Raw genomic sequence first — 20,416 nt, forward strand, 5'->3', positions numbered from 1 at the left:
GCGACTTACCGGCCCCTGAATCTGCCCCATTACACCGGGAATATGCAGGCGGCCGGTTTGATCAATATTGGCTCAAATATCTTCCTGCCAGCCAGCAACATACCTGACCAGCGCCCACTGTGCCAGCCACAGTGCCATATATCCAAATGTCTCCACCAACTCCTCCAGCACAATCACCTGATAATCAAACCATTGCTGCAGGACAATGAAGCCATGTCCTTCCGCATTGGTGGATATCACCATGGCCGCGACAAATATCGCCAGACTGAATATCGGCAGCGCATTCTCGCGAACCAGGCGCTTGATGACCTTGTTCCAGACACCGTGGCGCACAAACCAATAGCAGCACAGCAGCAGCATGGCACCCACCACCCATTTGACGGCGGGCCGGTACCACAGCACCTGGGAGCTGATCACCGGCCCCCACTTGCCAGCCTCCAGGCTGGGCAGGAAAGCCGCGCCCCAGGCCAGTTCACGCCCCAGAAAGGCCAGCCAGAACAGGGAGGCGATCCACCACAGTGGCGCTGCAAAGGAGCCCTTTTGCCGCCGCGCCGCAACCAGGGCTGCCACCATGCCCAGCAGCAGGGTCACGGCCTGGATATTCTCCAGGAATCCATTTTCCCAGCTCAGGCTTTGCGGCAATACAAAGCTCAGGGGAAAGCTCAATACCAGTCCCGCCAACAAAGCCCAATTCCAAAGCCGCAGCAAGGAATCATCATGGTATTTGGACGCGGATATTCTTGTTTTTGAAAGGGAAGCAGTCATTTTGATACAGGGCGTCTGGCGCTTTATCTGTTGATATGGTTTTTGCAAGCACGCAATATCCCGGAAATACTTACCAGGAAGCCGGAAAAATGGCGGGCGCACGGGCCTTCCCGCCGTTTTTCATTACAGCAGACTTGCCACCAGATTGCAGCACTGTGTCAAATTTGCCCTGCCGGGCGCGCAGTTGCCACCGCAGCCCGGCCAGGGCGGGCCGGGCTCGGCCCGTTGCCAAAACGGGCTGGGTTCAGGCGACGCGGACCGCGCGCGGGGGCAGCGCCGCCAGGGGCGCGGGCTGCACCAGGTCGCGGTAGTAGTTGGGCAGCGCGAACAGTGCGGGGTGCACTTCGGCGTTGTAGTAGCGCAGGTCGGGCAGGCGGCGCTCGGCCAGGCGCTGGCGCAGCTGGGCGGGGGGCAGCGCCGCCGCATCCAGCGTGTCGGAGGCCACGGCCAGGCCCCAGTAGGCGCCGTACAGGGGGATGTAGAGGCCGTAGCAGCGCACGATGGCAAAGCGCTCGCGCAGGCTGGCCACCAGCCGCGCCACCTGCTCGCCATGGAAGACGGGGCTGCCCAGGTGCAGCACCAGGGCGCCGCCCGGCGCCAGCACGCGCTTCATGCGCGCCAGGGCCTGGTCGGAGTACAGCGCGCTGGCAGGCGTGTCGGGGTCGGTGAGGTCCATGAGCGCGAGGTCGAAACGCTCCTCGGTGTGCTCCACCATGGCCATGCCGTCGCCTATGCGCAGCTGCAGGCGCGGGTCATCGAACACGCCCCGGTGCACCTGCTGCAGGTGCGTGCGCGCAGCCTGGACCACGGCCTCGTCCAGCTCGGCCACCACCACCTGCTCCATGGACGGGTGCTTGAGCAGCTCCTCGGCCGCGCCGCCATCGCCGCCGCCCAGGATCAGCGCCTTGCGCGGCGCCGGGTGGGCCAGGGCCGCGGGGTGGACCAGGGCCTCGTGGTAGAAGAATTCCTCGCGTTCGGAGGTCATGAAGCGCCCGTCCAGGCGCAGCACCTTGCCGAACTGCGGCGTATGCAGCAGCTCCAGTTCCTGATGGGGCGTCTGCACGGTTTCGCGCCGCGTGGCGCGCCAGCCAAAGCGCGCATGGGGCGTGAGCGCCTCCAGCGCCCAATCGCCCTCATCGGCCGCCGCCTCGTCCTTGGCGCCGGGGCCGATGTCGCCGCGCATGAGCTGCTGGCGCACCACGCGGCCCGGCGCGTAGGCGGCGATCACGCCCTCCATCAGCGCGCGGGCCTTGCCCGAGTTGTCGGCGGAGAAGTTGCAGACGTAGACATCGACGGTGACGCAGCCGGTCTCGGGCCAGGTGTGGATGGCCAGGTGCGATTCGGCCAGCAGCACGGTGCCGGTAACGCCGCCGGGCTGGCCCTGGTAGTCCGGGAACTTGACCCAGCGGTCCTCCACCAGGGTCAGGCCGGCCTGCGCGGTCTGTGCGCGGCACAGGGCGGCGATGGCGTCGGCGTCGAGCATGTGGCGCGCGTCGCCCAGGCATTGGTAGAGATCGGCGGTCAGGTGCAGTCCGTGCATGTGGCGTGCTTCCTCCTTGTCTGTGGCCGGATCGCGGCCAGGATGGCAAAGCAGACGACTCTAGCAAAAACATAAATCGCACCGTCAAAGTGCGTTAACCATCGCCAAATCCCATTCTTTTTCCAAAAAACCTGGAACTGTGCGAATCAGGCCAGTTCGGTCAGCGCATCGACAAAGCCGTCGGCATCGACCTGGCGCACGGGCTGGCCATGGTTGTAGCCGTAGCTGACCAGCACCACGGGGCAGCCCGCGGCGCGCGCGGCCTGGGCGTCGTTGCTGGAGTCGCCCAGCATCAGCGTGCGCGCAGGGGAGGTGCCCAGGGCCTCGCAGGTCTTGAGCAGGGGCAGCGGGTCGGGCTTCTTGCGCTCGAAGGAGTCCCCGCCGAAGACCTGCTCGAACAGCGGCGCCAGGCCCTTTTGTGCCAGCAGCGGCTGTGCGAAGGACAGCGGCTTGTTGGTCAGGCAGGCCAGCCGCAGGCCGCGCGCGCGCAGGGCCTGCAGGCCTTCGAGCACGCCCGGATAGACCTCGGCGAACTGGCCGTTGAGCTGCAGGTAGTGGTGCTCGTAGCGCTGCCAGGCCTGGCCGTAGATGGCATCCACATCGGCTGCGCCCACATGGGCCAGCACCGAGCGGATCAGGTGCTCCGAGCCCTTGCCCACCATGTTCTCGATGGCCTGCGGGGCGATGGCCGGCAGTTGCAGGTCCACCAGCATGCGGTTGAGGGCTTCGGCGAAGTCGCCCAGGGTGTTGACCATGGTGCCGTCGAGATCAACGATGGCGGCGTCCAGTTGCGTGGAATCGAGGGGAATGAGGTGCACTTGCACGGCCTTGCAAACGGTTGAAGGATGTCGGGCACCGATCGTAGTGCCTGCGCAAAGCCGTTGGTGGCAGCGGAGTCTTGCGGAACTCAGGTCCCGGACTGCAGCGGGTGATCGTGCGTGCCCTGAACGCCCTGAGCGCCCTGAGCGCCCTGAGCGCCCTGAGCGCCCTGAGCGCCGTGCGTGCCGTGTGTTCCATGCGCCAGCCAGTTTTCCCCGGCCTGCCAGCGCGCGGCCCAGGCGGGCAGCTGGTCGGCGGGCATGGGCCGGGCGATGCCGTAGCCCTGGGCCACGTGGCAGCCCATGTCGCGCAGGCGGCGCGCATGCTTGGGCGTTTCCACGCCTTCGGCCACCGATTCGAGCTGGAAGGTGCTGGCCAGCTGGATGACACCTTCGACGATGCCCAGGTCGTCCGGGTCGGCCAGCATGTCGCGCACAAAGCTCTGGTCGATCTTGAGCGACTGCACGGGCAGCTTGCGCAGGTAGGTGAGCGAGGAATAGCCGGTGCCGAAGTCGTCCAGCGCAAAGCGTATGCCCAGCTGCCGGCACTGGCCCATCACCTGGATGGCCTGCTCCATGTCGGCAATGGCGGCGCTTTCCAGGATTTCCAGCTCGATCAGGTGCGGCGGCAGGTCCGGGTGGCGGGCCAGCACCTGGGCCATCTTGGCGTGGAAGCCGCCGTCCAGCAGTTGGTTGGCGCTGACGTTGATGCTCACGCACAGGTCCAGGCCCTGGCCGAACCAGCGCGCCGCCTGGGCCACGGCCTCGCCGATGACCCAGTCGCCCAGCGGCCGCTCCAGGTCGCTGCCCGCGATGAAGGGCAGGAACTCGCCCGGCGCGCGCAGGCCCTGGCGCGGGTCGTGCCAGCGCAGCAGGGCCTCGGCACCCACCAGCTTGCCGCCGCCCAGCTCCACCTTGGGCTGGTAGTGCAGCAGGAATTCACCCTTCTCCAGCGCCTGGCGCAGCCAGCCCAGCTGCAGGCGGCGCGCATGGGCCTTGCGGTCGTTTTCCGGATCGAACAGCTGGTAGCGGTTGCGCCCGGCCTGCTTGGCCACGCACATGGCCTGGTCGGCATGGCGCAGCAGCAGGTCGGGGTCGGCCTGGTCGTCGGGGTAGAGGCTGACACCCACGCTGGCGGTCACGGACAGCACCCGGTCCTGCACGGGCACGGGACGGCTGGCCGCCTCCAGCACCCGGTCGAGGATGGTGGAGCAGTGCTCGGCCGAGCCGATGTGCGACAGCAGCAGCACGAACTCGTCGCCGCCGAGCCGGGCCAGCGTGTCCTCGGAGCGCAGCACGCTCTTGAGGTGGGCGGCCACGCCCACCAGCAGCGCATCGCCTGCGGCCGCGCCGTGCAGGTCGTTGATTTCCTTGAAGCCGTCCAGGTCCAGGAAGCACACGGCCAGGGAGCGACCCTCGCGCGCCGTGCGCAGCATGGCCTGGTTGAGCCGGTCGATCAGCAGGCGGCGGTTGGGCAGGCCGGTGAGCAGGTCGTAGTGGGTGACGCGCTCGAGCTCGGCCTCGTGGGCCTTGATGTGGCTGATGTCGGTGAAGACGCCGATGTAGTGCTCGATCTCGCCACCGGCGCCCTGCGCGGCGGAGATGGACAGCATCTCGGCGAAGATCTCGCCCGTCTTGCGGCGGTTCCAGATCTCGCCGTGCCAGAAGCCGTCGCGCTCGATGCAGGCCCAGATCTGCCGGTAGAACTCCGGGCCGTGCAGGCCCGAGGACAGCACGCGCGGCGTCTTGCCGATCACGTCCTCGGGCGCATAGCCGGTGATGCGGGTGAAGGCCGGGTTGACGCGCGTGATGCGCCGCCCCGGATCGACCACCATGATGCCCTGGTGGCTGCTGTCGAACACCACGGCGGCCTGGGCCAGTTCGCGCTCGAAGCGCTTGCGCTCGGTAATGTCCCGGGAGATGCCGAACAGGCCCGCGATGTGGCCTGCGGTATTGCGCACGGGGCCCTTGGTGACCAGGAGGTCCAGCGTCCTGCCCGGCTCCACCGTCAGCTGCTCCTCATGCGTGGCCACCTCCTGGCGCAGCACAGCCTGGTCCTTCCTGCGGATGGCGCTGGCGATGCCGAAGGGAAAGAGCGCGAAGTCATCCTTGCCCACGATGTCCTCGGCCTGGCGGCCCACCAGGCTGGCGGCGGCCCGGTTGACCAGCAGGTAGCGCCCGCGCAGGTCCTTCACGAACACCGCGTCCGAGGTGCCCGAGATCACCGAATCGAGCAGTTGCCGCTGCATGTTGGCCTTGCGCAGCGAGCGCTGCAGCGTCTCGGCCAGCACGCTCACGGCCAGGCCGTTGACGGCCACCACGCCCCACTGCGCCCAGTCGCGCACGGCGACGCCGTCGGTCTGGTCCAGACTGTAGGCGGCAAAGGCCGTGGCCAGCAGGCCCGGCCCCAGGCCGCCGATCAGCGCACTGACCAGCACGGGCAGCATGAACAGCAGCAGCAGCGAGCGTTCACCGAAATGGCTGGCCAGCGTGCTGCTGGCGGCCAGCACGGCCAAGCTCATGGCCAGGGCAAACAGATAGGAGGCCCAGACCGGAAAACGGCGCGGCCCCATTTCCTGGGTGATGGCGGAGGCGCCGCCGCTGTGCGCGGCCGGCACCGAGCACAGCGCGAAGAACAGCAGGAAGTCCGTGGCCAGCACAAAGAACAGCCCTTTGACGACGGAAAGCCAGCCGATATCCGCACTCCCTGCCAATGCGAACAACAGCTTGTCGGACAGAAGGATCCAGCCGAATGCGAACAATCCGTAGCTCACCGTGATCAGTCCGATAAATCGGCGTCTTGCTGATTTGGCCATTTCAGCGTGGCACTCCCTGTGTGTATGGCTGTCCCGAATTATTGCCAATCCCTGCTGGCAATCACGTCGTCATTCACCGAAAACAGGGGCAATAAAACCATTTGCCGCACACTGGCTCATTCATAGAGAAATTGCATCGCAGGTTTTTCGCAATGGATGCAGGAATATCCGTTCTGCCCTTTTTCGGGGCTGGCGGCCAACTCATTCCGGGCTCTGGCGGCAGGGCTGCTGCTCGGTGCGGGCAGCCTCGGCATGCAGCCAGGCCAGGAAGGCCGCCACGGCGGGCCGCCGGGCGTTGCGCGCGGGGTAGACGGCAAAGTGGGCCTTGACGCGCAGGGCCCGGTCCACGCCGAAGGGGGCCACCAGCCGGCCGTCGGCAATGTGGCCGCCCGCATTCATGGCGCTTTCCAGCGCCACACCCAGGCCCTGCGTGGCCGCGTCCAGCGACATCTGGGCGCGGTCGAAACGCACGGCAAAGCGCTCTGGCGCGCGCAGCTGCGAGAACGATTGGAACCAGTCCGACCACTGGACGATGCTGACGTTGCTCTGGATCAGCGGCACATGCAGCAACTGCTGCACGCGCTGCAGCCCATGCTCGGCCACGAAGGCGGGGCTGGCCAGCGGCAGGATGTGCTCCTCGAACAGGGGCTCCACCTCCAGCTCCGGCCACTGCGCAATGCCGTAGCGGATGTCGATATCGGCCTGGCCCAGCGCGAAGTCGCTGTGCGAATGCGCAGCCGACAGGTTCAGCGCAATGTGCGGGCAGGCCCGCGCAAAGTCCCGCAGCCGGGGCATGAGCCAGAGGCTGGCGATGCTGGGCGCGCAGTGCACGTAGAGGCTGTTGCTCATGCTGTGGCGCAGGTCCTCGGTGGCCGAGACGATGGCCGCCAGCGCGCCGCCCACGCGTTCCAGGTAGGCCTGCCCCGGGCGGCTCAGGCGCACGCCATGCGCGCTGCGCTCGAACAGGCGCACGCCCAGCTGCGCCTCCAGCTTGGCCACCTGGTGGCTGACGGCCGAGGCCGTCAGGTGCAGCTCGGAGGCGGCCAGCGCGAAGCTGCGCCGGCGCGCCACGGCCTCGAAGGCCTGCAGGTGGGCACTGCTGGGAATGGATGCCATGGCAAGTTCCTCGAAGACGCGGGCAGCTCACGGGCAGACCCCGGGAGACCCCGTACGTGAGCTGAAGAACCGTCATCTTAGGCTGATGAAACATCGTTTGTCTTCATGCTCGCGACAGCCCAAGATGGCTGCATCCACCACCACTACAGCGGAGACAGGCACATGCTGCTCAAGGACAGGGTCGCCATCATCACCGGCGGCGCAGGGATCAACGGACTCGGTTTTGCCACGGCGCGCCAGATGGCCGCCCAGGGGGCCCGCGTGGCCATCCTCGACCTGGAGCGGGCCGATCCGGCCGGCGCGGCCGCGCGGCTGGGCGACGGGCACCTGGGGCTGGTGGCCGACGTGACGGACAAGCCCTCGTGCGAGGCGGCGGCCGCCGCCGTGCTGCGCGCCTTTGGCCGCATCGACGCGCTGGTCAACAACGCGGGCATCACGCAGGCCGTGGGCACGCTGGAGATCGGCGGGGCCGACTACGACCGCGTGCTCGACGTGAGCCTGCGCGGCACGCTGTACATGTCCCAGGCCGTGCTGCCGGCCATGCGCAGGCAGCAAGCGGGCGCCATCGTCTGCATCTCCTCCGTCTCGGCCCAGCGCGGCGGCGGCATCTTCGGCGGGCCGCACTATTCGGCCGCCAAGGCCGGCGTGCTGGGCCTGGCACGCGCCATGGCGCGCGAGTTCGGCGGCGATGGCATACGCATCAACTGCGTCACGCCGGGCCTGATCGAGACCGATATCACCCAGGGCAAGCTCGGCCCCGAACGCAAGCGCGAGATCTCCGCCACGATTCCGCTGGCACGCCTGGGCCGCGCCGACGATGTGGCCGGCGCCTGCGTGTTCCTGGCCAGCGACCTGGCCGGCTATTGCACGGGCATCACGCTCGATGTGAACGGCGGGATGCTCATCCACTGACTGCATCCTCACCCGCACCCCACCGGCCTGGCCATGGCGCGCATGGCCCCCCCAAAAAGCAAAGGAGACAAGACCATGCAGAACAAGCATTTCCAACGCGTCGCCCTGGCCGCAAGGGCCTTGGCAGCCTGCGCCCTGCTGCTGCCGGCCCTGGCCGGCGCCCAGGCCGTGAAGCTCACGCTGGGCCACGGCGCGGCGCCCGACAATCCGCGCCACCTGGCCTCGCTGAAGTTCGCCGAACTCGTGAAGGTGCGCAGCGCGGGCCGCATCGAGGTGCAGGTCGCGCCCTCGGCCCAGCTGGGCGACGACGCGGCCATGGTCACGGCCCTGCGCACGGGCGCGCTGGACCTGTCGGCCAATTCCCAGGGCGCGGTGGCAGCGGCCGTGCCCGAGTACGCGGCCTATGGCATGCCTTTTCTCTTCGCCACGCCGGCCCGTGCCTTCCAGGTGCTGGACGGGCCGCTGGGCCGGGAGCTGGCCGACAAATCGGCCGCCAAGGGCATGGTGGTGCTGGGCTACTGGGACAACGGCATACGCCACATGACCAACAGCAAGCGGCCCCTGCGCAGCGTGGACGATCTCAAGGGCCTGAAGATGCGCACGCCGCCCGACGCGGTGCTGGTGGACATCATCCAGGCCCTGGGCGCCGAGGCCCAGCAGATCAAGTTCGCCGAGCTGTACGTGGCCCTTCAGCAGGGCGTGGTCGACGGGCAGGAGAACCCGCTGGCCAACTTCCACGCCAGCAAGCTGTACGAGGTGCAAAAGCACCTGACGCTGACGGGCCACATGTTCCAGATGACGCCGCTGATCATGGGCAAGCGCAGCTGGGACCGGCTGCCGGCCGCCGACCGCACGCTGCTGGCCGAGGCCGCGCAGGAGGCCACGGCCTACCAGCGCCAGCTGGCGCGCGAGGCCGACGACAAGCTGCTGGACGACATCCGCGCCAAGGGCGTGGAGGTCAGCACCATCGACGCGCGGGCCTTCGCCCAGGCCACGGCCAAGGTGCAGGACAAGTGGCTGGCCAGCCCTGCGGGCCCCTACATCGCCAAGGTCGTCAAGGCCGCAGGCGCGCAGTGAAGTGCAGGGAGCCATCCATGAACCTCATCGAACGCCTGGTCACGGGCCTGTGCCGCGCCGTGCTGTGGACCAGCACCCTGGTGATCTTCGTGATCCTGGTGTGCAACACCGCCCTGCGCTATGCCAGCGGCGCCAGCCTGCAATGGGCCAACGAGGTGCCCGAGCTGCTGTTTCCCTGGCTGGTGATGTCGGGCGTGGTGCTGGCCGCCGCCCATGGTGCCCACATCACCACCAGCTTTCTGGTCGAGGCGCTGCCGGCCCGCGTGCAGCGCGCCACGGCCGTGCTGGGCTGGCTGGCCGTGGCCGCCCTGTACGCCACGCTGGCCTGGTCCACGCTGAACATGCTGGAGATCGTGCATGACGAGCGCAGCCAGATCCTGGGCATTCCCGGCTCGCTGACCTATGGCTGCGTGATGGTGGGCATGGCGCTGCTGGCCTTGCTGGCCCTGCAGTCGGCCTGGCGCGCCTGCGTGGCGGGCGGGGGCCGGGCATCCGCAGGGGCTGCAGATGCGGCCGATGCCGCAAGTGCCGATGCCGAACCCGCGCGGCCCGTGGCCGCCGCGCACTGGTGAAGGGGGCCGGTCCATGTCCCTCATCATGCTTTTCGTCTTCATGGCGGGCGCCGTGATCGCCATGCCCATTGCCCACGCGCTGCTCATGGGCGCCATGGCGGCGGCGGCCACCTCGGACCGCGTGCCGCTGGACCTGCTGGTGCAGCAGATGGTGGCCCAGGTGCAGAGCTTTCCGCTGATCGCCATCCCGTTCTTCATGCTCACCGGCTCGCTGATGATGGGCGGGCGCCTGGGCGAGGCCCTGGTGGGCGTGCTGTCGGCGCTGATAGGGCGCTTTCACGGCGGGCCGGCCCAGGTGGGGGTGATGTCGTCCACGCTGTTCGGCGGGGTGTCGGGCTCGGCCGTGGCCGATGCCTCGGCCATCGGCTCGCTGATGATCCCGTGGCACAGGCGGCTGGGCTATCCGCCCGCGTTCTCGGCGGCCACGCTGGCGGCGGCGGCCACCATCGACATCCTGATCCCGCCGTCGATCCCCATGATCCTGTTCGCGCTCAGCGCCAATGCATCGATTGCGGCGCTGTTCGTGGCGGGCATCGTGCCGGGGCTGCTGATGTGCGCGGGCTTCATGGGCGTGTGCTGGTGGGTGGGCCGCAGGCGCGGCTTTCCGCGTGACACCACGCCCTTTGCCTGGCCCGCCTTCCGGCGCCACCTGCTGTACGCCAGCCCGGCCCTGCTGCTGCCGGTGCTGATCATCGTGTTCCTGCGCTTCGGCATCGCCACGCCCACCGAGGTGGCCGTGCTGTCCACGCTGTATGCGGGCCTGGTGTCGGCCGCCATCTACCGCGACCTGGGCTGGCGCCGGCTCAACGATGCGGTGGTGCATGCGGGCCTGGCCACGGGCGTGGTGCTGCTGGTGATCATGGCCTCGTCGGCCATCGGCTGGCTGCTGACCTTCGACCGCATGCCCGATGGCATCGTGCACTGGGTGCAGTCACATGTGCATTCGGCCTGGCTGGTGATCGTGCTGATGAACCTGCTGATGCTCTTCATCGGCATGTTCATCGACCTGCCGGCCGCCGTGCTGCTGCTCACGCCGGTGTTCGTGCCGCTGGCCCAGAGCATCGGCATGGACATGACCCAGCTGGGAATCATGATGGTCGTGAACCTGGCCCTGGGGCTGTACACGCCGCCCGTGGGCACGACGCTGTTCATCACGAGCTCGCTGGCCCGGGTCAAGGTGGGCCAGACCGTGCGCGAGCTGATTCCCTTCTACCTGGTGGCGCTGGCGGTGCTGGCGCTGGTGTCCTATGTGCCGGCCAGCATCCTGCGCTGAGCCGCGCGCCCTTCCATCCCGAGGAGACGATGCATGAACCAAGAACTGCAACAGCGCCTGGACCGGCTCGCAGCCTGTGCCTGGCGCATACGCCGCCGCGCCCTGCAAATGGGCGAGGTGCAGGGCCAGGGCTACATAGGCCAGGCCCTGGGCTGGGCCGATGTGCTGGCCGTGGCCTATGGCGACGCGCTGCGGCTGCGGCCCGATGAGCCCGGGTGGGAGGGCCGCGACCGCTTCCTGCTCTCGCACGGCCACTACGCCATCGCCTTCTACGCGGCCCTGGCCGAGGCGGGCATCCTGTCCGACGAGGAGCTCCAGACCTATGGCAGCGATGACAGCCGCCTGCCCATGTCGGGCATGGCCAGCTATACGCCGGGCATGGAGATTTCGGGCGGCTCGCTGGGCCAGGGCCTGCCGATCGCCGTGGGCATGGCGCTGGCGCTGCGCCACAAGGGCAGCGATGCCTTTGTCTACAACTCCATGTCCGACGGCGAGCTGGACGAGGGCTCGACCTGGGAGGCCGCGCTGTCCGCCGCCCACCACGGCCTGGGCCGGCTGATCTGCCTGGTGGACGTGAACAACCAGCAGGCCGACGGCCCGTCCACGCGCATGCTGGGCTTCGAGCCGCTGGCCGACAAATGGGCCGCCTTCGGCTGGCATGTGCAGCGCGTGGACGGCAACGACCTGGCCCAGGTCGTCCAGGCCTTCGACGCGGCGCGCACGCTGGCCGCAGAGCGGCCCCGCGTCATCCTGTTCGACACGCTGATGGGCAAGGGCGTGCCCTTCCTGGAGCAGCGCGAGAAGAACCATTTCATCCGCGTCGATCCGCCCGAGTGGCAGCAGGCCATCGCCATCCTGGACGCATCGCAACCCCTGGAGCCCGCCCTGCCATGAACATGCCTCTTGCCACCCCCAAGCCCCGGCCGACCACCTCGGCCATGATCGCCTCCATCGCCGCCGAGGGCCAGCGCGTGCAGGCCGCGCCCTTCGGCAAGGCCCTGGTGGAGCTGGCCGCCAGCCGGCCCGATGTGGTGGGCATGACAGCCGACCTGGCCAAGTACACCGACCTGCACCTGTTCGCCCAGGCCCACCCCGAGCGCTTCTTCCAGATGGGCATGGCCGAGCAGTTGCTCATGGCCGCCGCCGGCGGCATGGCCAAGGAGGGGCTGACGCCCTTTGCCACCACCTATGCGGTGTTCGGCACGCGCCGGGCCTATGACTTCATCCATCAGGTGATTGCCGAGGACAACCTGGACGTCAAGATCTGCTGCGCCCTGCCCGGCCTGACCACGGGCTACGGCCCCAGCCACCAGGCCACGGACGATCTGGCCATGATGCGGGCCGTGCCGGGGCTGACCATCGTCGATCCCTGCGATGCGCTGGACATCACCCAGGCCGTGCCCCAGATCGCGGCGCACCGCGGCCCCGTCTACATGCGGCTGCTGCGCGGCAACGTGCCGCTGGTGCTGGACGAGTACGACTACCGTTTCGAGCTGGGCAAGGCGAAGATGCTGCGCGAGGGCCGCGAGGTGCTCATCATCTCCAGCGGCTTCATGACCATGCGCGCGCTGGAGGCCGCCCAGCTGCTGGCCGCCGACAACGTGGGCACCGCCGTGCTGCATTGCGCCACCATCAAGCCGCTGGATGTGCAGGCCATCGTGCAGGCCGTGGCCAGCGGGCCGCGGCTGGTGGTGGTGGCGGAGAACCATTCGGTGGTGGGCGGCCTGGGCGAGGCCGTGGCCGGCGCCCTGCTGGAGCGCGATGTGCGGCCCGCGCGCTTTCGGCTGGCGGGCCTGCCGGACGCCTTCCTCGATGCGGGCGCCCTGCCCACGCTGCATGAGCGCTACGGCATCAGCGCCCAGGCGCTGGCGGGGCGCATCCGGCGGTGGCTGGGCTGAACGCCCGGCGTTGTGGCAGCGGGCGCTCCAGAGCAAAGCAGGGCAGTGCAGATGAGGGCTACTTGGCGGGATCCCCGTCGCGCAACGCCAGCAAGTAGCCCATGCCGCGCACCGTGTGCAGCAGCTTGACCGCATAGGGATCATCGAGCTTGCTGCGCAGCCTGCACACCGCCACATCCACCACGTTGTTCAGCGCATCGACGGGCAGGCTCCAGACCTGCTGCACCAGTTCGGCGCGCGTGACCACATCGCCCTGGCGCTGCAGCAGCAGCCACAGCACGGCGAATTCCTGGCGAGTCAGGTCCAGTCGCCGGCCGGCACGCTCGGCCCGCTTTTTCGACAGGTCCAGCACCAGATCCGCCAATGTCAGGCGCAGGCCCTCCTGGCCGGCAGAGCCTCGCATCCGCAGCCGTGCACGGGCCAGGAACACCGGCAACCTGACGGGTTTGACCAGGTAGTCATCGGCGCCGTTCTGCAGGCAGAACACCTGGTCCTCCAGACTGTCGTTTGCGGTGACCACGATGGTGGGCGTGTCGCCCGCCTGGAGCAGGGTCTGCAGGACCGCACGCCCGCTCTGGCCAGGCAGTTCCAGATCCAGCACGAGCAGGCTGTAGGCGCGGCTCAGTGCCAGGTTGCGGCCCTGCAGACCGTCATGCACGACATCGACGTTGAATCCGTCCTGGCACAGGCCCTGGCACAGGTACTGCGCCGACGGCGGGTGGGCATCCACGATCAGGATCTTCATGTCTTTTCCTTCGCACGCGGGCACAGGCGAGGCTCAGGCCAGCACCTGCCGGAGGATCTGCTGCTGCCGCCTGGCCCATTTCGTGCCAATGCGAATGGCATCGCGCTGCTGTGAGGAGGCAGAAGCGAAGAAGACCGTTTCACTGATCTGCAGGCGGTGAAACAGCCGCCGCATCTGCAGGGATCGGGCCCTCAGCGAGCCTTCCGGCGCCAGGGATTCCCCGTGCTGCGCCGAGAACATGGACGCGGCCTGCTCCAGGCAGCGCTGGGCATCGGGCGTGGTCGCGGGCACGGCACGGGGCTCGCACAGCCGGGCCTTGGCCACCAGGGGGTTGTGGCCCACCACCAGCCCCCAGGGACGCATGGCGGTCGAGGGATTGACCGACAGCGCCTCCAGCTTGGTGAGCCCGAACACGCGCGCCAGGCGCAGGCGCATGGCCAGCAGCGGGGCATCTGGCTGTACGGCCTCGATGGCCGCGAGGGCCTCCTCCTCGTTGTCACCGCCCACGGGCAGCAGCAAGGAACGCAGCAGCAGCCCGGCCAGCACGTCCCCCTTGGCCGCTGCAGCATGGAGCAGGGCCACGCCCTGTTCCATGGGTTCGATGTGCGTGGCATCACGCAGCACCAGTGCACCCAGACGGCGCTCGGCCTCGGGCAGCCCGTGACGTGCCGCCTTCTCCAGGCAAAAGCGTGCCAGGGTGGGATTGGCCACCGAGCTGCGGTAGTCGGAGCAGATGCGGAACAGGTGCAGCCAGGCGGTGACGATGCCGCCATCGGCAGCGCGCAGCAGCAGGGCTGCGGCCTTGCGCAGGTTCTGCGCATTCACGAGGTTTTCGGGAGCCAGGTGTGCACAGGGCAGCCCCGAAAGCGCCCGTCCAAGCACGTGGCAGGCGCGCACGTCTCCATTGGCGGCGCACCGGTCCAGGCTGGCTTCGATACAGCCCACGGTCAGCCGTCCCAGGTCATGGCCCGCCACCTCCGCCTGGTGGACCAGGTCGGCAATCAGCTGCTGCATGACCGGGCCATGAGCGGCATGAGGCAGGTCGCGCAGGAGCTCCAGCATCCGCACGGCGCGGTGCGACTGGCCCTTGGCCATGGCCTGCCGGGCCTCGCAGGCCATGACTTCGGCAATGTCCAGCGGCTGTATGGCGCGCAGGATCTGCAACGCCTGCAGCAGCTCACCGGATGTGTGCGCAGACACGCTGCTTGCCAGATGGCTTGGCAGTGCGGCGCTGCACTTGCCAAGGCACTCCAGAGCCAGATCGAGCTCCCCCCGGATGAGATGCCAGGCGGCAAGCTTCTGGCGCCCGACATCCTCGTACTCCGCCGCGATCCTCAGGGTCTCCAGCAGCCCGTGCTCCAGCAACTCCCTGAGCGGCAGATGCAAGGCTATGCAGACCGAGGCCTGGCGCCTGGCCTGCGGCAGTGCGGCCTGCAGATACTCCAACCCCACCGGGATGCTCCTGGAAACGCCGGGGCCCCCGGTCAGATACGCCTCCCCGAGCTGAAGCCTGGCACCCGTGTCCCCTCGCCTGGCCAGCATCCTCAGCTTGACATCCTCGCGCCGCATTTTTCTGTCCCCTCCTATCTTGCGATACCCGCTCACAGCCGTATCAACAACCCGATACGAATTGATTTTTTCTTCTTTACCGGATTCAACCCCCGGGATGCTATCAATCTCCAGAATCCATCTACCCAACAGAAAAGTGACATTCAAGACATATTGAAGAAAGATAACTGCCATTAATGGAATTGCAATCCATTGGTGTTGGCCGGACGGAACATGTCGAGCCCAAAAAACCTGTGATTGGCTTGCCACCCCCCGTCGATTCCTTTTCAAGGCTCCTGGTGCCGGCCTGTGAATTCTAGTATTTACAACAGCATCCGTTTTTAAATGGATGCGCATGGAATCCACATTCAATACAAGGACCAGGCATGAAATTCAATCGTATATTGGCGGCCGCACTGCCCGTCATTTCGCTGGCGGCCAGCGCGCAGTCATCCATCACCCTGTTCGGCATCGTTGACGTCAATGGGCGCTACGTGAAGAACAGCGATCTGCCCAGCAACATGACCATGAACAACAGCGGGCTGTCATCGGGCCGGTTTGGCTTTCGCGGCACCGAGGATCTGGGCGGCGGATTGAGGGCCGAGTTCTGGCTGGAGTCAGACCTCTATGCCGACACCGGCACGACAAACGCCAATGGCAAGTTCTTCCAGCGCCGCTCCACGGTGAGCTTGGCGGGCGGCTTCGGCGAGCTGCGCCTGGGCCGCGATTTCACGCCGGCCGCGCAAAATCCCACCAAGTTCGACCCGTTCAACGTGATCGGCCTGGCAAACTCCAACATCATCAGCCGCCTGCCCGGCACCTTCTCGAACTACTACCGCAGCGACAACGCCATCCAGTACTTCACTCCCAAATGGAGCGGTTTCCAGGCAGAAGTGATGTATGCCCTGGACGAAGACCCCGTGAGCAGCGCCGGCCGCCATTTCGGCAGCCGCCTGACCTACGACAACGGCCCTCTGAACCTGGCGCTTACCTATGGCTCGACCGATGTGAACGCTGCGGGCACCAAGCTCAAGCAATACGGCGCAGGCGCCTCCTACGATTTCGGCTTTGCCAAGCTGATGGGGTATTTCCAGCGCGAGGACCTGCCCTATGGCACCTATGGAACCCGCATCGCGGGCTCCGAGGACCGCTGGCAGGTCGGCCTTACCGTGCCCGTGGGGGCGAACTACATCCGCGCCTCCTATGTGCGCACCGATTCGCGCCGTGGCCCGGTGGCCTTCAATGGCAGCGATGCCAACAGGTATGCGATCGGCTATGTGCACAACCTGTCGCGGCGCACGGCGCTGTACGGAACCCTTGCACGCGTGACCAACAAGGGCGGGGCCAATTTCAGCCTCAATGGCGGCACCACCGGATTGGCTGCGGGCGGCAGCTCCACAGGCGCTGAACTCGGCATGCGCCACAGTTTCTGAAGATTTCCACGCATTTGCGGCAATATGGCTGAAATGTCATCCGGCTGCCCGGATATATAGAAGCCAATGGCTCTACAGTCTCCGCCATGGACTGAATACAGTTCATGGCGGATTTCACGAATCCGCCCATGTATCCGCCCTATTTCGGAGGCATATTCAATGAAATCCATATTCATATTGGGCACCGCAGCAATCGTCATGGCTGCATTGCCGGCCCATGCAGAACGCTTTGCAAACGGCAAATCCTATTACGGATCGCCCGCGCCTGCGGGCGTCTACCGTACTGTCGATCTATCGCAGAAAGCGCCCATCAATATCGCCTGCGGCGAAACCGTGAACTTCACCAGCCAGGGCCGCACATTCGCGTGGAAGGTCAGCTCCATCCAGCACAACCACGTCCCGGTGGCGCGCTTTGCGCCGCCCGGTTTCGACACGCAGGGCAAGAGCATCTTCGTCATGCCCGGAGAGCATGAGCTGGGCGGCTGAAAGCGCCGTTGGCAACGAAAAGGGCCCGCAATTCGCGGGCCCTTTTTTGCTGGAGGCAGGCCGAAGCTCAGGCGGCCAGGGCGCCGCGCATGGCGTCGATCACGGCCTTGTAGTCAGGCTTGCCGAAGATGGCGCTGCCCGCCACGAAGGTGTCGGCACCGGCATCGGCCACGCGGCGGATGTTGGTTTCCTTGATGCCGCCGTCCACTTCCAGGCGGATGTCGCGGCCGCTGGCCTCGATGCGCTTGCGCGCGGCCTCGATCTTGCGCAGCGTGCTGTCGATGAAGCTCTGGCCGCCGAAGCCGGGGTTCACGCTCATCAGCAAGATGAGGTCGATGTCGTCGATGACCCAGTCCAGCACGTCCAGCGGAGCGGCGGGGTTGAACACCAGGCCGGGCTTGGCGCCCTGGGCGCGGATGTTCTGGATGCTGCGGTGCACGTGGGCCGTGGCATCGGGGTGGAAGCTGATGTAGTCGGCGCCGGCCTTGGCGAAGGCCGTGGCCAGTTCGTCCACGGGCGAGACCATCAGGTGCACGTCGATGGGCACGGGCTGGCCGTCGGGCGTCTTCGCATGGGGCTTCAGGGCCTCGCAGATCATGGGACCGAACGTGAGGTTGGGCACGTAGTGGTTGTCCATCACGTCGAAGTGGATCCAGTCGGCGCCGGAGGCGATCACATTCTTGACCTCGTCACCCAGACGGGCGAAGTCGGCAGACAGGATGGAGGGGGCGATGCGGTAGGTGGGGCTCATGGCCTGCGATTGTCGCAGCTAGCCCATGCCGGCACCAGCGACGGCACAAAGCCATGGGCGGCGGCGCGTGGGGACGTTCGCAAGCCGGTACATTGCGGGCAGTTACCATTGCCGCCATGCCCATGAACGAGTTCCAGGTCCAGGTCCGCCCCGCCTTTTTGCCAGAGCAATCCGCTCCAGCGGCGGGCGTATACGCCTTCTCCTACACGATCACCGTGACCAATACCGGCCAGGTGCCGGGCCAGTTGATCGCGCGCCACTGGATCATCACCAACGAACTGGGCCATGTCGAAGAGGTCAAGGGCCTGGGGGTGATCGGCCGCCAGCCGCTGCTGCAGCCCGGCGAGACCTTCGAGTACACCAGCGGCTGCCAGCTGCGCACGCCCAACGGCAGCATGCAGGGCAGCTATCTGTGCATCAGCCACGAGGGCGAAGTCTTCGAGTGCCCCATCCCGCGCTTTCATCTGCAGTCGGGCGCTGGCGGCGACAGCTTTCCGGACCCTGACAACCGCGTGCTGCACTGAGCGCGTTCCTCGGGGGAGGCGCTAGTCTTCCGCCCTGCCGCAAGACCCCTACATGAAGCGAATCACCCAAGACCTGCCCGGCCTTCTGGCCGCACTCGACCCCGAGGCCGACCTCGCGCACCGCCATATCTGGCTGATCCACCTGCTGGAGTGGGTGCGCGCGCCCAAGCCGTCGGTGGACGGCGCCGTGCAGCGTGTGCAGTTGCTGGTGGAGGCCGTGGAGGCCGACCCGGCCGTGCGCCAGCGCCTGCATGCCTGGTGGCTGCGCTTCATCGACACCGTGGACATCACGGCGCTGCTGGCCGATTTCGGCTTTGCGCCGCGCACCAACATGTTCAGCGAGCTGTCCGAGCGCGCACGCTACAAGCTGCTGCCCAGCACGCCCGAGACGGTGGATGCCTCCGAGCTGTTCATGCTGGCCATGCCCGACGAATTCGACGCGCGCTGGCTGCACGCGCTGGAGGCGCCGCTGCTCGAACGCATCGCACTGCTGCTGACCGATGGCAGCGAGGGCCAGGGCAGCAGCTTCTGGCAGAACAGCCTGCTGGGCTCCATCACCTATTGCACGGGGCAGATCCTGTCCACGGGCTTTTCGCCCGAACTGCGCCTGCGCATGGACGAGCAGGCGCGCGACGACCAGCCCTTCCACGCCCTGATCCACGACGCCGAGAGCCTGCGCGTGGAGGTGATGCACGCGCTGCGCACCAATGACCGGCGCGATGCGGCCGAGGCCCGGCTGCGCGAGCGCCTGGATGCCTGCCGCGCGGCCGTGACATCGGTCTACACACATTTCGAGTCCGAAGGGATTTCGGTGGGCCTGGTGTTCCGCCTGCGCCAGCTGCGCGCGCGCATCCTGCGCGTCAGGCGGCTGCTGGACTGCCTGGTGGCCGACAACCGCGCCACCGAGACGGCCGACCTGCTGGCCAACCTGGTGTCCGTGGGCATTGAGCGGCGCAGCCTGCGCGCGCTGCTGTCCACCAACACCTCGCTGCTGGCGGCCAAGGTGGCCGAGCGCAGCGCCGAGACGGGCGAGCACTACATCACCCGCACCGGCCGCGAATACCTGTCCATGGCAACCAAGGCCGCCGGCGGCGGCTTCGTGATGGCCTTCACCACGCTGCTGAAGTTCGCGCTCTACGCGCTGGGGCTGTCGGCGTTCTGGGGCGGGCTGGCGGCGGGCATCAACTACTCCATCAGCTTTGTGCTGATCCAGCTGCTGCACTTCACGGTGGCGACCAAGCAGCCGGCCATGACGGCACCGGCCATGGCCGCCAAGCTCAAGGACCTGCGCGCCAGCGAGGCCATCGAGGAGTTCGTGGACGAGGTCGCCCACCTGGTGCGCTCGCAGGTGGCGGCCGTGCTGGGCAACGTGCTGGTGGTGCTGCCCATGGTGCTGCTGCTGTCGCTGGGCTATGCCCAGCTGTTCGGCCACACGCCCATCGACGGGCCGCATGCGATTGCCGTGCTCGACTCGTTGAGCCTGCTGGGCATGTCGCCGCTGTTCGCGGCCTTCACGGGCGTGCTGCTGTTCGCCAGCAGCCTGATCGCGGGCTGGGCGGAGAACTGGTTCGTGCTGCGCCGGCTGGACTCGGTGATCCGCTACAACCCCGGCATCACGCGCTGGCTGGGCGCCAAGCGCGCCGACCGCTGGGCGCATTTCTGGCGCAAGAACATTTCGGGCTTTGCCGCCAACGTCTCGCTGGGCATGATGCTGGGCCTGGTGCCCGCGTTCGCTGCCTTCTTCGGCCTGGGGCTGGAGGTGCGCCACGTCACGCTGTCGGCAGGCCAGATCGGTGCCGCCATGGCGGCCCTGGGCTGGCAGGTGCTGCACTCCGACATGTTCTGGTGGGCGGTTGCCCTACTGCCGGTCAATGGCGCGTTGAATGTCACTGTCAGCTTTTATCTGGCATTCCGCGTTGCGATGAGGGCACACAATGTCAGCGGAGTCGACCGCTCGCGCATCTATTCGGCCATCCGCCGCCGTCTGCGCACAGCGCCGCTGAGTTTCTTCCGCCCCTGAGCCTGCGGGACCTCGGGAACCACGCGGAACCCACGTGCTGGCGTGCCCGCCCGGCCTTGCAGCCCGGCAGTCACGCCAGTGGATCGCCAACGAAGTGTCCCCGTGCCAAGCGCACGGGACGC

At 67.3% G+C, this 20,416-nt stretch carries 18 protein-coding genes; 10 read left to right on the forward strand and 8 right to left on the reverse strand.

Translation table 11 applies throughout. The annotated features are described in order from the left end of the window. Nucleotides 1–72: 72 nt before the first annotated feature. The 5 genes from INR38_RS16325 to INR38_RS16345 form a co-directional block, all read right to left on the reverse strand. Nucleotides 73–765, reverse strand: coding sequence for a hypothetical protein (locus INR38_RS16325; RefSeq protein ID WP_043820122.1), 693 nt, complete (start codon nucleotides 763–765; stop codon nucleotides 73–75). 244 nt (nucleotides 766–1,009) lie between these two features. Further along, entirely contained in the window at nucleotides 1,010–2,305 is a 1,296-nt protein-coding gene (gene speE, locus INR38_RS16330; protein WP_207442995.1) for a polyamine aminopropyltransferase, read from the reverse strand. A gap of 146 nt (nucleotides 2,306–2,451) precedes the next feature. Beyond that, entirely contained in the window at nucleotides 2,452–3,129 is a 678-nt protein-coding gene (locus INR38_RS16335; protein ID WP_207442994.1) for a phosphoglycolate phosphatase, read from the reverse strand. An 83-nt stretch (nucleotides 3,130–3,212) separates the two neighbouring features. Then, complete coding sequence (locus INR38_RS16340; RefSeq protein WP_347566759.1) at nucleotides 3,213–5,897, reverse strand: EAL domain-containing protein; 2,685 nt, start codon at nucleotides 5,895–5,897, stop codon at nucleotides 3,213–3,215. A gap of 243 nt (nucleotides 5,898–6,140) precedes the next feature. Continuing rightward, complete coding sequence (locus INR38_RS16345; protein ID WP_043820098.1) at nucleotides 6,141–7,055, reverse strand: LysR substrate-binding domain-containing protein; 915 nt, start codon at nucleotides 7,053–7,055, stop codon at nucleotides 6,141–6,143. 162 nt (nucleotides 7,056–7,217) lie between these two features. On the opposite strand from INR38_RS16345, the gene INR38_RS16350 reads away from it, so the two are divergent. The 6 genes from INR38_RS16350 (at nucleotide 7,218) to INR38_RS16375 (ending at nucleotide 12,787) form a co-directional block, all read left to right on the forward strand. Then, nucleotides 7,218–7,967: an SDR family NAD(P)-dependent oxidoreductase gene (locus INR38_RS16350; protein ID WP_013804706.1), complete on the forward strand. Its 750-nt coding sequence runs from the start codon at nucleotides 7,218–7,220 to the stop codon at nucleotides 7,965–7,967. A gap of 75 nt (nucleotides 7,968–8,042) precedes the next feature. Then, complete coding sequence (locus INR38_RS16355) at nucleotides 8,043–9,044, forward strand: TRAP transporter substrate-binding protein (RefSeq protein ID WP_207442993.1); 1,002 nt, start codon at nucleotides 8,043–8,045, stop codon at nucleotides 9,042–9,044. A gap of 17 nt (nucleotides 9,045–9,061) precedes the next feature. Beyond that, nucleotides 9,062–9,616 carry a TRAP transporter small permease gene (locus INR38_RS16360; RefSeq protein ID WP_043790797.1) on the forward strand — a complete coding sequence of 185 codons (555 nt, stop codon included), beginning with the start codon at nucleotides 9,062–9,064 and terminating at the stop codon, nucleotides 9,614–9,616. Nucleotides 9,617–9,629: 13 nt separating this feature from the next. Beyond that, nucleotides 9,630–10,889: a TRAP transporter large permease subunit gene (locus INR38_RS16365; RefSeq protein WP_207442992.1), complete on the forward strand. Its 1,260-nt coding sequence runs from the start codon at nucleotides 9,630–9,632 to the stop codon at nucleotides 10,887–10,889. Nucleotides 10,890–10,922: 33 nt separating this feature from the next. Next, a complete protein-coding gene (locus INR38_RS16370) occupies nucleotides 10,923–11,783 on the forward strand; it encodes a transketolase (RefSeq protein WP_096914581.1) in 861 nt (286 codons plus the stop codon). Continuing rightward, nucleotides 11,780–12,787 (forward strand): transketolase C-terminal domain-containing protein, encoded by a 1,008-nt coding sequence (locus tag INR38_RS16375; protein WP_207442991.1) that lies wholly within the window; start codon nucleotides 11,780–11,782, stop codon nucleotides 12,785–12,787. The genes INR38_RS16370 and INR38_RS16375 overlap by 4 nt, the downstream gene beginning before the upstream one ends. A 58-nt stretch (nucleotides 12,788–12,845) precedes the next feature. Here the strand turns inward: INR38_RS16375 and INR38_RS16380 are convergent, their stop codons facing one another. Both INR38_RS16380 and INR38_RS16385 read right to left on the reverse strand, forming a co-directional pair. Further along, nucleotides 12,846–13,532 carry a winged helix-turn-helix domain-containing protein gene (locus tag INR38_RS16380; protein WP_180318378.1) on the reverse strand — a complete coding sequence of 229 codons (687 nt, stop codon included), beginning with the start codon at nucleotides 13,530–13,532 and terminating at the stop codon, nucleotides 12,846–12,848. A gap of 33 nt (nucleotides 13,533–13,565) precedes the next feature. Continuing rightward, complete coding sequence (locus tag INR38_RS16385) at nucleotides 13,566–14,984, reverse strand: hypothetical protein (RefSeq protein WP_325100515.1); 1,419 nt, start codon at nucleotides 14,982–14,984, stop codon at nucleotides 13,566–13,568. Nucleotides 14,985–15,466: 482 nt separating this feature from the next. Between INR38_RS16385 and INR38_RS16390 the strand changes: the two genes are divergently transcribed. Next, nucleotides 15,467–16,513: a porin gene (locus INR38_RS16390; protein ID WP_013804713.1), complete on the forward strand. Its 1,047-nt coding sequence runs from the start codon at nucleotides 15,467–15,469 to the stop codon at nucleotides 16,511–16,513. A gap of 198 nt (nucleotides 16,514–16,711) precedes the next feature. Next, a complete protein-coding gene (locus tag INR38_RS16395; RefSeq protein ID WP_224986389.1) occupies nucleotides 16,712–16,999 on the forward strand; it encodes a CzcE family metal-binding protein in 288 nt (95 codons plus the stop codon). Nucleotides 17,000–17,066: 67 nt separating this feature from the next. Here INR38_RS16395 and rpe read toward each other — a convergent pair whose 3' ends face one another. Beyond that, nucleotides 17,067–17,750: a ribulose-phosphate 3-epimerase gene (gene rpe / locus INR38_RS16400; RefSeq protein ID WP_012202654.1), complete on the reverse strand. Its 684-nt coding sequence runs from the start codon at nucleotides 17,748–17,750 to the stop codon at nucleotides 17,067–17,069. A 116-nt stretch (nucleotides 17,751–17,866) separates the two neighbouring features. Between rpe and apaG the strand changes: the two genes are divergently transcribed. Together apaG and INR38_RS16410 are read left to right on the forward strand one after the other, a co-directional pair. Next, nucleotides 17,867–18,274 (forward strand): Co2+/Mg2+ efflux protein ApaG, encoded by a 408-nt coding sequence (apaG, locus tag INR38_RS16405; protein ID WP_034367895.1) that lies wholly within the window; start codon nucleotides 17,867–17,869, stop codon nucleotides 18,272–18,274. A gap of 52 nt (nucleotides 18,275–18,326) precedes the next feature. Further along, a complete protein-coding gene (locus tag INR38_RS16410) occupies nucleotides 18,327–20,294 on the forward strand; it encodes a site-specific recombinase (RefSeq protein ID WP_012202652.1) in 1,968 nt (655 codons plus the stop codon). Nucleotides 20,295–20,416: the final 122 nt, after the last annotated feature.

This window comes from Delftia sp. SD018 (assembly GCF_017355445.1).
Lineage (GTDB): Bacteria > Pseudomonadota > Gammaproteobacteria > Burkholderiales > Burkholderiaceae_C > Comamonas > Comamonas acidovorans.